This window comes from Leisingera sp. M523, assembly GCF_025141335.1.
GTDB lineage: Bacteria > Pseudomonadota > Alphaproteobacteria > Rhodobacterales > Rhodobacteraceae > Leisingera.
The window spans coordinates 36,465-52,500 of the sequence record NZ_CP081036.1 but is presented as its reverse complement, the minus strand read 5'-3'; the positions used below and the strand labels follow the sequence as shown (position 1 = coordinate 52,500).

Genomic DNA, 16,036 nt, shown 5'->3' with positions numbered 1-16,036 from the left:
GTAAGCCTCAGCAAGCGCCGCGGACTGCGCCTTGCTGCGCTCCGAAACCGTGATCTGGTGGCCCTTGCCGGCCAGTCCCTGCACCACGGCAGAAGCGATGGTGCCGCATCCCAAAAATCCCAAACGCATATCAGATATCCTTCATCAGCCGTAGCGCATCATAAACTGCCGCATGGGTGTTGCGGGCAGAAACCGCATCGCCGATGCGGAACAGCTGAAACTGCCCTTGCGGGTTGGAGAGTATCTTCTGCGGGCGGCCTGCAATTATTGCCCCTTGTTCGATCTCACCACGATTGGACGACTGCTCCTTCAGGTCGAAGTACAGGTCATCCAGCGGCAGCGTCCCGTAATTGAGAACCACCTGATCATAACCGGCCTCATACACATGACCGCTGTAGTCTGTCCCGATGGAGGCTGTCAGCTTATTGCCGCTGCGCGCTACCTCCAGCAAGCGGCGGGTCACGGTGAAAGTGACGTCCTTGTCCTGCAGCGCCCGCATGTAGGGCACCAGGTTCATCGCCATGATGTCGGGGGCAAAGGTCCGGTCAGGCGTCATCACTTCTACTCTGGCACCAGCATTGGCGGCGATCTCTGCTGCCATCAGCCCAGGATGGTCGCCGCTCTCGTCATAAATCAGCACATTTGCTGCCGGTTTCACGTCACCGGAAATGATGTCCCAGGCAGAAACAACATGCGAAGTCTCGCCGCGGGTTTCGAACAGTTCGGTGTTTGGCAAACCTCCCGTCGCAACGATGACCACATCCGGGTTCAGCGCTGTCACGTCTGCGGCCTCAGCCCAAGTGCTGAAGCGGAACTCCACGTCCCGCGCGGCGCATTGAGCCATGCGCCAGTCAATGATCCCGATCATTTCTGCCCGGCGCGGGTTCCGTGCGGTCAAACGCACTTGGCCTCCCGGCTCTGCCGCAGCTTCAAACACGGTTACATGATGACCGCGCTCTGCCGCCACCCGCGCAGCCTCAAGCCCGGCGGGTCCGGCACCAACGATCACAATCTTCTTGCGGGCCTTAGCAGGTGCAATCTCATGCGGCATCGACAACTCGCGGCCCGTCGCTGCATTGTGGATGCACAGCGCATCCCCGGCCTGATAGATCCGGTCCAGGCAATAGGTCGCCCCCACACAGGGGCGGATCTCATCCTCGCGCCCCTCAATGATTTTCTTCACCACATGCGGATCAGCCATATGGGCGCGGGTCATGCCAACCATGTCCAAAAGCCCCGCGGCAACCGCATGGCGGGCAGTTGCCACATCCGGGATGCGGGCGGCGTGGAATGTGGGCATGCCGGTTGCCTTCTTCACCTCCCCGGCAAAATCTAAATGCGGGGCTGATTTCATACCCTGAATCGGGATCACGTCGGTCATCGCAGGGTCAGTATGGATGCGGCCGCGGATCACGTTCAGAAAATCCACCATACCGCTGCCCGCCAGGCGCTTGGATATCTCAAGGCCTTCTTGCGGTGTGATGCCACCCTTCTGCGCCTCATCCGCCGTGTAGCGCAGGCCGACGATGAATTTCTCTCCGACCCGGTCCCGCACGGCCTGCAGCACGTCCATCGGGAATTTCATCCGGCTCTCCAGCGTCTGGCCGCCGTATGGCCCGTCCAGATCATTGGTCAGCGGCGACCAGAACTGATCCATCAGATGGCCATAGACCTGGAGTTCGATCCCATCCATGCCGCCGTCTTTCATCCGCTCTGCGGCATCGGCGAAATCGCTGATGATCCGGGCGATATCCCAATCCTCGGCCAGTTTCGGAAAGACGCGGTGAGCCGGTTCGCGGTGCCTGGACGAGCTGACTGAGGGCAGCCAGTCGCCTTTGTTCCAGCCGGTGCGGCGTCCAAGGTGGGTAAGCTGGATCATCACGGCGGCGCCATGTTCATGCACCTGATCCGTCAGGCTGCGGATCCACGGCACCACCTCATCCTTATAGGCCAGGATATTGTTGAACACCGGCGGGCTGTCCTTGCTGACTGCAGCAGACCCGGCGGTCATCGTTAGCGCCACGCCCGCCCTGGCCCGCTCCGCGTGATAGGCGGCATAGCGTGCCTTGGGCATCCCGTCCTCAGGGTAAGCCGGTTCATGGCTGGTGGTCATGATCCGATTGCGAAACGTCAGGTGCTTCAGCTGATAAGGCTGCAGCAGCGGGTCCTTGGACATGATGCGGGTCTCCTGGAACGATGTCTGGGCAAGCGCGGCATTGGCGAGTCGCCAACCGATCTTGACATATGTGTCGATTAAACAATCATACCTGTCAAGAAAAGTTGCACCCGCCCTGCCCCGCTGTTATGGCTGCCACATGGACACTCAGGACATTACCCGCACCCGGCTGGGTGACGAAGACTGGCTATCAGCCGCTTACGAAGTATTGACCGAGAGCGGCGTGGAAGCCGTGAAGGTGATGCCACTGGCCAAGCGGCTTGGCGTGGCCCGCACCAGTTTCTACTGGCACTTCAAAGACCGCGAGGCGCTGCTGGAGGCGATGGTGCGGCGCTGGGAGGAAAAGAACACCGGGAACCTGATCGCCCGATCCGAGGCTTATGCCGAAACCATTGCCGAGGCGCTGTTCAACCTTTTTGACTGCTGGATTGATGCAGGCCTGTTCGACTCCCGGCTGGATCTGGCGATCCGCAATTGGGCGCGCAACGATCCTGACCTGCAGGCACGGCTGGACCAGGCCGATACCCGGCGCGAGAAGGCACTAACAGAGATGTTCATCCGCTTTGGTTTCGACGCCGGCGTCGCACTGATACGCGCCCGGGCGATGATCTACACCCAGATCGGCTATATCTCGATGCAGGTGCACGAAAGCACGGAATACCGGATTTCACTTATGCCCGGCTGGGTTGAGGTTTTCACCGGCGCGCCACCGTCAAAGCGGGATCTGGACCGTTTTCTGGCCCGCCACAGCTGATGTAACTGACCGCTCGGGGCACAGGCCGGCCGCCTGCCTCAGATGTTCTGCTGGATAACCTGAAACCTCAAACTCAAAACGGGCGCGAAGCCATCAGCTCCGCGCCCGCTCTGATCTCGCTCACACGCGGCCGGGATTACTCGGCAGCGATCTGGCTTTCTACCTTCTCAACCCGGACCGCCGAGAACTTGAACTCGGGGATCTTGCCGTAGGGGTCGACCGCAGGGTTGGTCAGGATGTTGGCTGCAGCCTCAACATAGGCAAAGGGCACAAACACCATATCCTCGGCAATTGCCCGGTCGGCCCGCGCCATGATCTCGATCGAACCGCGGCGGGTGGACAGACGCACCATCTCGCCCGGTTCCACGCCCATCGCCCGCAGGGTTTTGGGGTTGAGCGAGCAGTTCGCTTCCGGCTCCACCGCATCCAGAACCAGTGACCGGCGCGTCATCGAGCCGGTGTGCCAATGCTCCAGCTGGCGGCCGGTGGTCATGATCATCGGGTACTCTGCATCCGGCGCCTCATCCGGCGGGATCACCGAAGCCGGAGTAAAGCGGGCACGGCCTTCGGGACGCGGGAAGCCATCGCCGAACACAATCGCCTGACCCGGGTCGGTCTCATGCAGCGACGGATAGGTGATGGTCTCAGTCTCCAGACGCTCCCAAGTGATGTTGTTCAGGGACTTCATGTTCAGCTTCATCTCGTTAAAGACTTCGCTGACATCCTTGTAGTCCCAGGGCAGGCCAATGCGCTGCGCCAGTTCCACGGTGACTTTCCAGTCCTCGCGCGCTTCACCCGGAGGCGCCACGGCGGGGCGCACCCGCTGGACCTGACGGTTGGTGTTGGACACGGTGCCGTTCTTTTCATAGAGCGCCGAGGCCGGCAGGATGATGTCGGCATAGTTCGCCGTCTCGGTCAGGAAGATATCCTGAACGATCATCAGCTCCAGCTTGGCAAACGCATCGCGGGCGTGATCCGCATCCGGGTCGGACATCGCCGGGTTTTCACCCTGGATGTACATGCCCTTGATGTTGCCGGCATAGGCCTGGTCGACAATCTCGGTCACGGTGAGACCCTTCTCGTTTGAGAAGTCGCCACCGCCCCAGACATCGGTGAAGGATTTGCGCACATCATCCGAGGTCACGGTCTGGTAATCCGGCAGGAACATCGGGATCAGGCCCGCGTCGGACGCGCCCTGCACGTTGTTCTGGCCGCGCAGCGGGTGTAGGCCGGCACCCGGCTTGCCGACGTTACCAGTCATCAGGGCCAGCGAGATCAGGCAGCGCGAGTTGTCGGTGCCGTGAATGTGCTGGGAGATGCCCATGCCCCAGAAGATCAGGCCCGCATTGGCATTGGCAAAGATCCGCGCGACACGGCGCAGCTGGTCCGGTTCGATGCCGCAGATCTCCGACATCTTCTCGGGTGTGAACTGCTTCAGGTGCTCTTTTTCAGCTTCCCAGTTCTCGGTCCAGCGGTGGATATACTGGCTGTCATACAGCTCTTCCTCGACGATCACATGCATGATCGCATTCAGCATCGAAACATCCGCGCCCGGGCGGAACTGCAGCATCTCGGTCGCAAAGCGACGCATGCCCACGCCGCGCGGATCCATCACAATCAGCTTGCCGCCGCGTTTGGTGAATTGCTTGAAGTAGGTCGCAGCCACCGGGTGGTTTTCGATCGGGTTGGAGCCGATGATGATCGCCACATCCGCGTTTTCAATCTCGTTGAAGGTCGCGGTCACAGCACCGGAGCCAACGTTTTCGATCAGCGCCGCAACGGACGACGCGTGGCACAGACGGGTGCAGTGGTCGACGTTGTTGTGCTTGAACCCCTGGCGGATGAACTTCTGGAAGAGATAGGCCTCTTCGTTGGTGCATTTTGCCGAGCCGAAGCCTGCAACCGATTTCGGATCTTCATCGCGCAGCTTCATCAGGCTTTTGCCAGCCAGATCCATCGCCTCTTCCCAGGTCGCTTCGCGAAAATGGGTGGAGAGGTTGCCCGGATCGACATTCAGCCCCTTGGCCGGCGCATCGTCGCGGCGGATCAGCGGCTTGGTCAGGCGGTGCGGGTGGTGGATGTAGTCAAAGCCAAAGCGGCCCTTGACGCACAGGCGACCTTCGTTTGCCGGGCCGTTGATGCCCTCAATATGCTTGACCTTGCCATCCTTGACCTTGAGCGACACCTTGCAGCCGACGCCGCAGAACGGGCAGACGCTTTCGGTCTCGCTGTCATAGTCTTTCAGGTCGCCCTGACCTGCATCGTCCAGTACCGCAGAAGGCATCAGCGCGCCGGTCGGGCAGGCCTGCACACATTCACCGCAGGCCACACAGGTGGACGCGCCCATCGGGTCGGCAATGTCAAAGGTCGGATAGGCATCATGCCCGCGTCCCGCCATGCCAATCACGTCATTGACCTGAACCTCGCGGCAGGCGCGGACGCACAGACCGCAGGAAATACAGGCATCCAGGTTCACTGACATCGCCACATGGCTGTCATCCAGCAGCGGAATGCGGCCTTCTTCCAGCTTGGGGAAGCGGGATTCCGTAACACCGTTCAACTCGGCCATGTCCCACATGTGGGAGGACTTGTCGTGCGCCTCTTCCTTCTTCGGCTGGTCAGCTACCAGAAGTTCCATCACCATCTTGCGAGCATTCTCAGCCCGCGCGTTATTGGTGGTGACAACCATGCCATCAGCAGGCTCGCGGATACAGGAGGCCGCCAGCGTGCGCTCGCCTTCGATCTCGACCATACAAGCCCGGCAATTGCCGTCCGGACGGTAGCCCGGCTGCGGCTTGTGGCACAGATGCGGGATCTTCAGCCCGCGGCCGTTGGCGACTTCCCAGATGGTCAGGCCTGCGTCTGCCGTGACCTGTTCGCCATCGAGTGTGAAAGTGATTTTATCGCTCATGGCTTATACCTCCTCGGGGAAGTGTTTGACGGTCAGGCGGATCGGGTTGGGTGCTGCCTGGCCAAGACCGCAGATCGACGTATCAACCATCGCGGCACTCAGCTCTTCCAACAGCCCCTGATCCCACTTCTTTTCGCCCATCAGCTTGACGGCTTTTTCGCAGCCCACCCGGCACGGAGTGCATTGACCGCAGCTTTCATCCTCGAAAAAGCGCAGCATGTTCAGCGCCGCATCGCGGGCCGAGTCCTTGTCGGACAGAACCACAACGGCAGCGGAGCCAATAAAGGTGCCATGCGGCTGCAGCGTGTCAAAATCGAGCGGGATGTCATGCATCGACGCGGGCAGCAGACCGGAGGAAGGGCCGCCCGGCTGGTATGCCTTGAAGGTATGGCCATCCAGCATGCCGCCGCAGGCCTCGATAACATCGGTGATGGTGGAACCGGCAGGCAGCAGATGCACGCCCGGGTTCTTCACCCGACCCGACACCGAATAGCTGCGCAGACCCTTGCGGCCGTTCTTTTCAACCGAATTCAGGCATTCCGGACCTTCGCGGTTGATCTTGCAGACCCAATACAGGGTCTCGACGTTGTGAACCAACGTCGGACGGCCGAAGATGCCCACCTGCGCCACAAACGGCGGACGGTGGCGCGGCTCGCCGCGCTTGCCTTCGATCGATTCAATCATCGCGCTTTCTTCACCGCAGATATAGGCCCCTGCCCCGCGGCGCAGGTCGATATAGCCCGCCTCGACGATGCCCGCCTCTTCCAGCGCGGCGATCTCACGGCGCAGAATTTCCAGCACCGCCGGATATTCGTCGCGCATGTAGATAAAGGCTTTCTCGGCCTCAACAGCCCAAGCCGCCATCAGCATGCCTTCCAGGAAGACATGCGGCGTGCGTTCCAGGTAGTAGCGATCCTTGAAGGTGCCGGGCTCGCCCTCGTCGCCGTTCACGGCAAGGTAACGCGGGCCTTCGTTGGCGCGCACAAAGCCCCATTTGGTTCCGGACGGGAAGCCAGCGCCGCCAAGGCCGCGCAGGCCGGCTTCTTTGACTTTCGCCTGAACCGCTTCCCAGTCGCCACCCGCACGCAGGTCTTTCAGCGTGGCGTAACCGCCTTCGGCCTCGTAGGCCGCAAAGGTCTCATACTCGGGAACATGGGCGTGGGTATCATCCGCCGCAATCGCCGCTTCCACCTTTTCGACGGTGGCGTGGTCGATGTGGTTGTGGCCGATCTCCAGCACCGGCGCGGTATCGCAGCGGCCCATGCAGGGCGCGCGCAGCACGCGGACCTGAGAGGCATCAAGACCGTCTTCCAGCGCCTTCTGCAGCGCTTCGGCACCTGCCAGTTCGCAAGACAGCGAATCGCAAACCCGGATGGTCAGCGCGGGCGGCGGGGTCTCGCCCTCCTTCACCACATCGAAATGGGCATAGAAGGTGGCCACTTCATAGATTTCCGCCTGGCCGGTGCGCATCTCCTCCGCCAGCGCCCGGATATGCGCGGCGCTGAGGCAGCCGTATTTGTCCTGAATCAGGTGCAGGAACTCGATCAAGAGGTCACGGTTGCGCGGGCGGTCACCCAGCAGCTCCTGAACCTCGCTCAGCGCAATGTCGTCAACCTGGCGGCCTTTGGGCGTCTTGCGCCCTTTGCCCTTGCCGGACTTCCATACGCCCTTGCTATCATCCAATGGTGCCATGGGGTCCTCCAGTCAGCACGTAATTCAACCCGAAATGCCATCAAGAATGAATATCGTCAAATCTGGAAATTGGATTGCACGATAAGCCTAGCTTATCACGCCATTTGCGGCATCCCATCGTCCACAAACGTCGCAACCACCTCTTTTAAAGCATGCACAGTTGTGAGTTCCGGTGTCCGGTCCAAAGAAGCGATGCAAATCTGCCGGGTTTGTTCCGGCTTGTTCAGCGTCAGAACCCGGGTTCCGCCGAGGTTTCCCAAGGCGTGCATCAACGCACGCGGCAGAATCGTCGCCACCGAGCCTTCACGCGCCAGCACCATCGACGCCATGAAACCGTTGGATTCGGACACAATCTCCGGCTTCAACCCTAGATCGGCAAAGATCCGGTCCAGAATGCGGCGGTTCTGCATCTGCTGATCCAGCAAGCTGAGCGGCAGTTCTGCTGCTTCTGCCCAGCTGATCGCGTCGCCCCGGCCCGCCACCATCTGCTCCGGCGCCAGCAGAACATAGCTTTCCTCATAGAGCGGCTGAACTGTCACCAGATCCCGGCCCATGCTGTCGGAATAGGTGATCCCGGCATCAATTGTACCATCATAAAGGCGCTGCTGAATAGCCAGCGATGTGGTGACTTCCACGCGGGCCAGGATCCGCGGATAGGCCTGATGCACCTGATCCACCAGCTGCGCGGCCCAAGCGGTGGCAGTCGGCACCACCCCCAGCACCAGAGTGCCAGTCACTTCGCCGCGGGATGCCGCAATCTCCTGCTCCAATGCCTTGGCATCGTCCAGGATCGAGCGCGCCCGGCGCACAATCATCATGCCTTCCTCGGTCAGCCCTTGGAACCGGTTGGCCCGGCGCACGATGGACAGACCCAGCCGTTCCTCCAGATTGCGGATCCGCATCGAAAACGCAGGCTGCGAAATACCGCAATCAGCAGCGGCCTTGGCGAAATGCTGATGCCGCGCCAGCGCCGTCAGCAGCTGAAGGTCTTTAAGTTCGATCATGACCAAACCTTACGCTGCCGCTGCCGCACTGCGCAATGGGATCTGCTGCGCCCTCAGGAGCCGCTGTGCGCTTCGGCCTGACGAGCAGCCGCGCCGAAAAGCTCAGTCAATTCTTCCAGGGTTTCCGCAGCGCTGTGCAACCGTCCGGTTAGATCCGGGTGCTCCGCCAGTGCCTGCAGCAGCAGGCGTTCACGGAAATCCTGCAGGCTCTCTGACACATGGCAGCCTTCCTCAGTCAAGCTGTAGGTGACTCCGGAGCGGCCCGCCCCTTGTTTGCGGGTCAGCCCGGCAGAGGCAAGTTTGCGCAAGGAATACTGAATGTTGGGAATGTCGGTCCGGTTGGTGGCCCGGGCCAGTTCCTTGATTGTTTTGGACTGGCCGCCCTTGCCGATCAACTGCAGCAGAGTAATCTCTGCACTTGCCAAGGACATGGTGCTGAGCTGCTCAAAACTGCCAGCCTGCCATCGGGTCAAACCCTCTCCCGCCCTTTGAATCGCCATTTCCAGCATATGCAACCCGCCATCCGGCGACATCTCAACAGCCGTGTCAGCGGCCAGGCCAGCAGTCAAACAAGATAAAGGGGAACGGTCGACTTTGTTATCCAACGAACAACTCCGAAAAAAATAAATTATAGCTGCCCTGAAAAGGCATGAAGACAGCGGATCAGAAAATATCTCTGCCCAAAGCCGCCTGTTTGGCAACAGCATGCAGTCAATCCCTGCATGTAGCGGCGGCGTCGGAAGTCCTTCTGAAAAACCTGCTCAAATTACCCGCAACATATCCAACCAAATCCAAGAGATTTCAATACCCGGCGTCGCCATCTGTTGCGCAACACCAGCAACAAACCGGCGACAAATAAGGGCATGCTCCGGTGGACTCTCGCGTTCACCACTTGACAGATCAGCAGGAACAGGCGGCTTCGCCAACTGAACCTGCAAATCAGCCCTGACTTTCCGGAAGGAAGATCAGATCAAAAGCAACTGGACGCGCGGGCCAAAAGCGGAAATTGGGTCAACGATCTGACAGAAAAGTCAGTTTTGCTTGGCATTGGCGTTGTTGCAGAACTCTGAGTTCTAAGGATTCACATCACGAATCCATGCGGTTAGACGGGGCAGATGAGCAAGCCCGCACCTGCCCGCTACCGTACGACGAATTGGTCCAGCTACAACGATGCGCTCAGAAAGCACGGGTCGCTTCTGATCCACTGACCGGCAGGGTATTGCGCAGCAATGTCCCAAGAGGTTGGTTGGACGAAGAGATGACCTGGCTCGCGCCGCATGATGGCAGCCCCGGTCGCCCTGCGGTTTTCTCGGATGCGGCAATCCAGTTCTGCCTGTCGATCAAGGTTCTGTTCAAGCTGCCTCTCCGGCAGACCGTCGGGATGGTCACCAGCCTTTTGCACCTGGCGGGTCTGGACTGGCCCGTTCCGGATTTCTCTACGCTGTGCCGCCGACAGAGTGAGATGGGACCGTGGCCCCAGTGGGGCCGCGTAAGCCCATAGAACGCTGGCCGTCCAGATCCCATATCGCCGCGCCGATGGGCCGCTGAACCTGCTTGTGGACAGCACCGGGATCAAGTTCCTTGGCGATGGTGAGTGGCAGGCCCGCAAGCACGGCCCTCAGGGGCGGCGCCAATGGCTGCCCGGCAGTTGATTGCAGAGCAATCAATGAGAGGGGCGCAAGGTTCCTCTTGCGATGGACGCTGCCACGTCTGACATCCGTGCCGTCGAATTCACCCCCAGCCGCGACGGCCCCTCTCGTGGTTATGCTGCGCAAACCACTGCCGGGCAGTGGACAGCCCGGTCTTACCGGACTTGTTGGGTCAGTTCCCCGAGGACGAAGACATCGGCACCGTGATCGCCGATGGTGCCTATGACACGCGACGCTGCCATGCCGCGATCCTCGAACGCGACGCGGCCCCGATCATCCCGATCCGCAAGAATGGCCGGTTGTGGAAAGAAGATTGTCCGGCTGCGCAGGTCAGAAACGAAACTCTGCGAGCCACCCGACACTACGGTCGAGCCTTCTGGAAGCGCTGGACAGGATACCACGTCCGAAGCCGGATCGAGGCAAAGATGCGCTGCTTAAAGGCATTCGGCGAGCGCATTGCCGCAAGAGACCCCGACCGCCAAACCGCCGAGATCCATATCCGCATCGCACTCATCAACCGCTTCAACGCACTCGGCACCGCTGAGATTATCCGCGTCGCCTAAGTTCGGAGGGGAAAGGGGGAGCCAGGCCTCAAGAGCGAGTTCTGCAACAATGCCATCCCCAACCCTCACCGGGAGCAGGTTTTGGAGACGAGCGCCCTGAAGGGCTTCGCTCAAAACCAGTTTTGAAAGAGGGAAATATGATCAGCGTCATCACAGGGCCGAAGGCAACACTATGCGGCGCAAAGGCAATGTTCTGTCGCAAGAGGCAGAACTATGTGTCGCCTGACAACATGTTGTGGGGCGACACATAGTTTTTCCTTTTTGGGAAACATGATGGATTGATTTTAAAGGGAAAAATTCTCCACTACCGCAGCAAAGTTACCTTTTGCGACTCATAACTTTTCCACTTGGGTGAGCAGCACTTCGGGTTCCGTTGACCGTTAGACTTACTGGCTAGCTTTCGCTGACACCGCAAATTTCGTCCAAACGGCATAGAATGCTAGCCAGTTCTCGCCTCAGGAGGCCCATGCGATGGGCCGCAAGCACCTCTTGCCGCCCCGCCAGTTCCAAGACGACAACCAAGACAGCATCTGAACGCCTCAGGAGCTCGATCAGATTTTCGCCTGTCGGCCCATACGATCCTGCTATCCAGTTCTTTGCGGTCCGTTCGCTCACATTCGTCCACCTCATTGTGGTTTTTGCCGCACGGCCCGCACCGCCAAGTTCTTGCGACAATGCTGCGCTGATTGCTTCCCGGTATTCTGCCGCAGAAACCGCTCCTTGACCCGTTCGATGAAACGTATTGCCCGTTTTATGAAACATGTTTCCGGCCCTCTACCGCTAAAACTGTGGGCAGAATCGCAACTCAACTGTGCAGATTTGCAAATTTGGAAAACGGAGGGCCAGGGCATTGAGTTGGCCAAACGACGACCACAGAAGAGACAGACTCCTAATTGCCGCGGCGCAATATGTGCGCATGTCGACTGAGCACCAGCGCTATTCGACTGAAAACCAGTCGGATGAAATCGCGCGATACGCTGATGAGCGCGGATATGAAATCGTGCGAACTTACTCAGATGCTGGAAAAAGTGGATTGCGCATTGAGGGCCGTGCCGGTCTGAGCCAACTGATTGATGACATCGAAACCGGGCAAACAAATTTCAGGACAGTGCTGGTATATGATGTCAGCCGTTGGGGCCGTTTTCAGGACGCTGACGAAAGCGCCTACTATGAGTACATCTGCAAGCGCGCAGGCATATCGGTAGAATACTGTGCTGAACAGTTCGAAAACGACGGTAGCCCTGTGTCCACCATCGTAAAAGGCGTCAAGCGCGCGATGGCAGGTGAGTACAGCCGTGAGCTCTCACAGAAGGTCTTCGCCGGACAGCGCCGCCTGATTGAGCTGGGGTACCGGCAGGGTGGCGCTCCTGGCTTCGGGCTGCGACGGATGCTGATTGATGAAGCCGGTCGCACAAAGGGCGTTCTCTCGAGGGGAGCGCACAAGAGCATTCAAACTGACCGGGTGACACTTGTGCCAGGCCCGGCTGAAGAGGTCGCTCTGGTGAACCAAATTTTCCAGCGTTTTGTGGGCGGCGGGTGGAATGAAACGGACATTGCGGCGGACCTTAACAACCGAAGTATCCTGACCGATCTAGGGCGTGCGTGGACGCCCAGCGTTGTCCGGCAAATCCTGTCGAACGAGAAGTACATCGGCAACAATCTGTGGAACCGCAGATCGTTTAAGCTGAAAAAACGCCATGTTCAGAATGATCCGGACACTTGGATCCGCTCCGAAGGCGCCTTTGAAGCTATAGTAGATATCGAGCTGTTCAAATCGGCAGCTGCGATCATAGCGGCACGCGCAAAGCAGTTGTCTGACGAAGAGATGCTGGAGGGATTGAAAGACGCCTTAGAACAAAACGGCTTTCTGTCTGGTTTCGTCATCAATGAAGCAAAATCACTGCCATCCAGTGGGGCTTATCAGCATCGATTTGGGAGCCTGCTGCGTGCCTATCGTCTGGTCGGGTTTAAGCCGGATAGAGATTATCGGTACATCGAAATCAACAGGCGTCTACGCCGTCTGCACTCTGATGTCATCCGAGACATCATCACTGGGACCGAAGCTGTCGGGGGCGATGTCAGTCATGGTCACCAGGCAGATATCCTCACCATCAATGGCGAGTTCTCTATCTCCATCGTGATAGCGCGCTGCATGCAAACTGGTGCAGGTGCCTACCGCTGGAATATCCGCTTAAACACGGGTCAATTGCCGGACTTGTCCATTGTGGTTCGGATGGACCAGACAAACCAAAGCCCCCTCGACTACTACCTCCTGCCCACATTCGACATGAACACGTCCAAACTGCGCCTATCGGAGAACAACGGTCTTTCCTTGGACGCATTCCGTCACGAAGATCTGACGCAGTTTTTTGCCATGGCGGAACGAACACCTATCCTTGGAGTGGCATGATGCATCAGTCTTCACTCGAACATACAGTGCTTGTGCCCGTCGATGCCATCACGGTGGTGAACCCGAGGATCCGAAGCAAAAGAGTCTTTAACGAAATCACTGCGAACATCGCAAAGCTCGGATTGAAAAGGCCAATCACTGTAGCGGCACGTGAGCCTGAAACTGGAGGAGAGCCAGCATATGACCTCGTGTGTGGTCAGGGTCGATTGGAAGCATTTAAGTTCCTAGGCCAATCAAAAATCCCGGCAATTGTGATCAACGCAAGCAGCGAAGATTGTCTCGTCATGAGCCTGGTCGAAAATCTGGCACGCCGTCAGCATCATTCACTCGATTTGCTTCGAGATATCAAACGTCTCAAGGACAAAGGCTATACATACTCTGAGATCGCAACCAAGACACAACTGTCCAAGAAATACGTGCAAGGTGTGATTAAACTATTGGAAAGTAACGAGCATCGCCTTCTTCGGGCAGTGGAAAGCGGGAATATCCCAGTAAGCGTGGCGGTGGAAATCGCTGACGCGAAGGATGTGGATGTGCAGCGCGTTCTACGACAAGCTTATGAGAAAAAACTCCTGCGCGGAGCCCGGCTCTTAGCTGCGAAACGGTTGGTGGAAGTGCGCCAAAAGCACGGTAAGGGCAGTTCATCTTTCCGCACACAACGTTCGAAAAGCCTATCAGTCGAGAACCTGATCAAGACCTATCAGAACGACGTAGAAAAGAAGAAAGTGCTCTTGCGGAAGGCCAATGCAACACGCAGCGAGATGCTGTTTCTTATCCAAGCGCTCAAAACCTTGATGGCGGACGAGAACTTCGTCACTCTTCTACGCGCAGAAGGTCTGGATAGTTTGCCAAAGCAAGTTGCAGAGCGGCTAATTGCTTCTCCAGGAGCGGCTTCATGACTTTGACGGACAAAGAACAGACAGTAGCCGCAGCTTTCGAGCGAGAGCTGATCACCCTGCCTTTCCACCAGATTGCCCCGCTTTACCTTGTGAGCGAGCATAAGAAGGCCAGTGTGAAATACAAACTGATCGCGTCATCTATCCAGGAAACCGGTTTGGTAGAACCTATTGTTGTTGCGCGCGATCAGCACAACAAGTCTCAATACACGTTGCTGGATGGCCATCTAAGACTGGAGGTTTTGAAGGACTTTGGCCACGATCACACCCGTTGTTTGGTTTCAACCGATGACGAAGCCTACACCTACAACAAGCGGATCAGCCGTCTGGCTCCAATTCAAGAACACAAGATGATTTTGAGGGCTCTATCTCTCGGCGTGCCCGAAGCGCGCTTGGCAAATGCGCTCAACATCAATGTCAAAACCTTGCAGCAAAAGCGTCAGCTGCTTGACGGGATATGTGAAGAGGCAGCGGACTTGCTGAAAGACAAGCAGGTGGCTCTCACGGGCTTTCGAATTCTAAAAAAAATGAAACCGATCCGGCAAATTGAAGCTGCACAGCTGATGGTCGCAATGAACAAGTTCACCATCAACTACGCGCGTTCGCTTTTGGCTGCGACACCAGAGGCCCTGCTTGTATCAGCTGCGACACCCAAGAAGATCAAAGGCATATCCCGGGAACAGTTGGATCTCATGGAACGTGAGTCAGCCAATCTTGAGCGGGAGGTTCGCCTTGTTGAAGAGAATTACGGGACAGACCATCTCGAACTGGTTCTGGCACGTGGGTATATTTCAAAGCTCATGAGTAATGAGCCAGTCATTCGCTATCTATCGCTCCATCACGACGAATTCCTCCCCGCGTTCGAGAAGATTGTCGAGAAGGAAGCCTTCGCGACCTGAGCGGCACCTGACTTTGAAACGCATTGGGGACCCGGACCCTTCAAGCGCGGGGACCGCAGGAGACGCCGCACGGCGGGGCGGATCAAGTGCGGCGGCGGGGAATGGCGGCGAACCCGTTTGAGCCCGCCACGCCGGGCCAGATGCCCGGCAAATTTCGAGAGATGCTTGCGCGCCTCAAGTTCTTAACATGACGCGCGCAGGCACTTCAGTGCGGATCAGTCCTGACAGCGCATCTGCGGTTGGACCGCAGGCAATAAACAAAATCCGGTTTTGTCCCGCATTGCGGATAGAGGGGCCAGCACACCAAATGCCGGATACTGAATTCCTGCCTCGGAGATGACAGAGCAAAACAGCTGTGCTACCAGAACCTATGATCTGACTGTTTTCCCTATTTTCGCACCGAGCACGGACCTTTCCGTGGAAATCGTCGTGCGTATTTGAAAGGAAAACACATGCAACATTCCAACTTTCCACCAATCCAGGACAAGCGTTTCGACATCGAAACGCTTCAGTACAATGCCGTCAGTCTCATGAAGCAAGCCGACAACGGCCCCACCTTCCTTCGCCATGGCGGGCGGGTCTCATATGTGGTTTTGGCCGAGGAGCTCTTCGACCAGCTCTGGCCGGATCCGCGGAGGGCCTGGAGTATCTACGAAATGCCGCTTCGAATGGAGCAGCTCTTCTTCGAGGCTGTGGACAAGTCACTCGCTGAGAATGAGAAAGACGACAGTTAGAAATTTGACGTCGATCCGGGCGCTGTGAGATCGTCACAGCGTCCGGGCATTCGCAACCCATGGATGTTTGGAGCCGGTGCAACTAAAGGCGAACGTCGCCGAACGGGTTTTATGTGAACCGATCTCCGGTTGAGTCACTCCGGATCCTCATGGTCTTCCTCCCCTTCAGGAACATCCGAGAAAACCTCATAAATCCCCCTGCGCTTCATGCGCCGTACCCAGCTCACATGCGAGAGCACCTGATCCACTTCATAATCGTCGCCACCGCGCCGGTAGGCATCGGTGATCAGTCTGAGCTGCGCTTCCAAATCGTCAGCAAGTTCTTCGTCGGTCAGATCTGCAGTCATA

13 protein-coding genes and 1 pseudogene (1 of these 14 running past the window's edge) are annotated in these 16,036 nt (G+C 58.1%); 7 read left to right on the top strand and 7 right to left on the bottom strand.

All coding sequences use genetic code 11. The annotated features are described in order from the left end of the window. Positions 1-129: the beginning of an NAD(P)-binding domain-containing protein gene (locus tag K3557_RS00245; protein WP_259996629.1), read on the bottom strand. The gene continues 597 nt to the left of window position 1, outside the view; only the first 129 of its 726 coding nucleotides appear in the window; its start codon is at positions 127-129; the stop codon falls past the left edge of the window. Between the two features lies 1 nt (position 130). Beyond that, positions 131-2,176, bottom strand: a complete 2,046-nt coding sequence (locus K3557_RS00240; protein ID WP_259996627.1) for an NADH:flavin oxidoreductase — start codon at positions 2,174-2,176, stop codon at positions 131-133. A 139-nt stretch (positions 2,177-2,315) separates the two neighbouring features. Here K3557_RS00240 and K3557_RS00235 point away from each other — a divergent pair, with 139 nt between their 5' ends. Continuing rightward, on the top strand, positions 2,316-2,930 hold the full coding sequence (locus K3557_RS00235; RefSeq protein ID WP_129369429.1) for a TetR/AcrR family transcriptional regulator: 615 nt from the start codon (positions 2,316-2,318) through the stop codon (positions 2,928-2,930). Positions 2,931-3,066: 136 nt separating this feature from the next. Here the strand turns inward: K3557_RS00235 and fdhF are convergent, their stop codons facing one another. From fdhF to K3557_RS00215, 4 genes are all read right to left on the bottom strand, one after another. Beyond that, entirely contained in the window at positions 3,067-5,841 is a 2,775-nt protein-coding gene (fdhF, locus tag K3557_RS00230; RefSeq protein WP_259987826.1) for a formate dehydrogenase subunit alpha, read from the bottom strand. A 3-nt stretch (positions 5,842-5,844) separates the two neighbouring features. Further along, on the bottom strand, positions 5,845-7,533 hold the full coding sequence (locus tag K3557_RS00225; RefSeq protein ID WP_259996623.1) for an NAD(P)H-dependent oxidoreductase subunit E: 1,689 nt from the start codon (positions 7,531-7,533) through the stop codon (positions 5,845-5,847). 95 nt (positions 7,534-7,628) lie between these two features. Continuing rightward, entirely contained in the window at positions 7,629-8,537 is a 909-nt protein-coding gene (locus K3557_RS00220) for a LysR family transcriptional regulator (protein ID WP_259996620.1), read from the bottom strand. Between the two features lie 53 nt (positions 8,538-8,590). After that, complete coding sequence (locus tag K3557_RS00215; protein WP_259987832.1) at positions 8,591-9,106, bottom strand: winged helix DNA-binding protein; 516 nt, start codon at positions 9,104-9,106, stop codon at positions 8,591-8,593. A gap of 80 nt (positions 9,107-9,186) precedes the next feature. Between K3557_RS00215 and K3557_RS00210 the strand changes: the two genes are divergently transcribed. The 6 genes and pseudogenes from K3557_RS00210 to K3557_RS00185 all read left to right on the top strand — a co-directional run bounded on the left by K3557_RS00210 (position 9,187) and on the right by K3557_RS00185 (position 15,688). Continuing rightward, on the top strand, positions 9,187-9,396 hold the full coding sequence (locus tag K3557_RS00210; RefSeq protein ID WP_259996618.1) for a hypothetical protein: 210 nt from the start codon (positions 9,187-9,189) through the stop codon (positions 9,394-9,396). Positions 9,397-9,652: 256 nt separating this feature from the next. Then, a pseudogene (locus tag K3557_RS00205) lies at positions 9,653-10,749 on the top strand (IS5 family transposase). A gap of 916 nt (positions 10,750-11,665) precedes the next feature. Further along, entirely contained in the window at positions 11,666-13,159 is a 1,494-nt protein-coding gene (locus K3557_RS00200; protein WP_259996616.1) for a recombinase family protein, read from the top strand. Continuing rightward, positions 13,156-14,058 carry a plasmid partitioning protein RepB C-terminal domain-containing protein gene (locus tag K3557_RS00195; RefSeq protein WP_259996614.1) on the top strand — a complete coding sequence of 301 codons (903 nt, stop codon included), beginning with the start codon at positions 13,156-13,158 and terminating at the stop codon, positions 14,056-14,058. Before K3557_RS00200 ends, K3557_RS00195 begins: the two co-directional genes overlap by 4 nt. Further along, the gene (locus K3557_RS00190; protein WP_259996612.1) at positions 14,055-14,954 is read left to right on the top strand and encodes a plasmid partitioning protein RepB C-terminal domain-containing protein; all 900 of its coding nucleotides are present in this window, start codon (positions 14,055-14,057) and stop codon (positions 14,952-14,954) included. Before K3557_RS00195 ends, K3557_RS00190 begins: the two co-directional genes overlap by 4 nt. A 452-nt stretch (positions 14,955-15,406) precedes the next feature. After that, entirely contained in the window at positions 15,407-15,688 is a 282-nt protein-coding gene (locus K3557_RS00185) for a hypothetical protein (protein ID WP_259996610.1), read from the top strand. Between the two features lie 134 nt (positions 15,689-15,822). Here the strand turns inward: K3557_RS00185 and K3557_RS00180 are convergent, their stop codons facing one another. Next, positions 15,823-16,035 carry a hypothetical protein gene (locus tag K3557_RS00180; RefSeq protein WP_259996608.1) on the bottom strand — a complete coding sequence of 71 codons (213 nt, stop codon included), beginning with the start codon at positions 16,033-16,035 and terminating at the stop codon, positions 15,823-15,825. Between the last annotated feature and the right edge of the window lies 1 nt (position 16,036).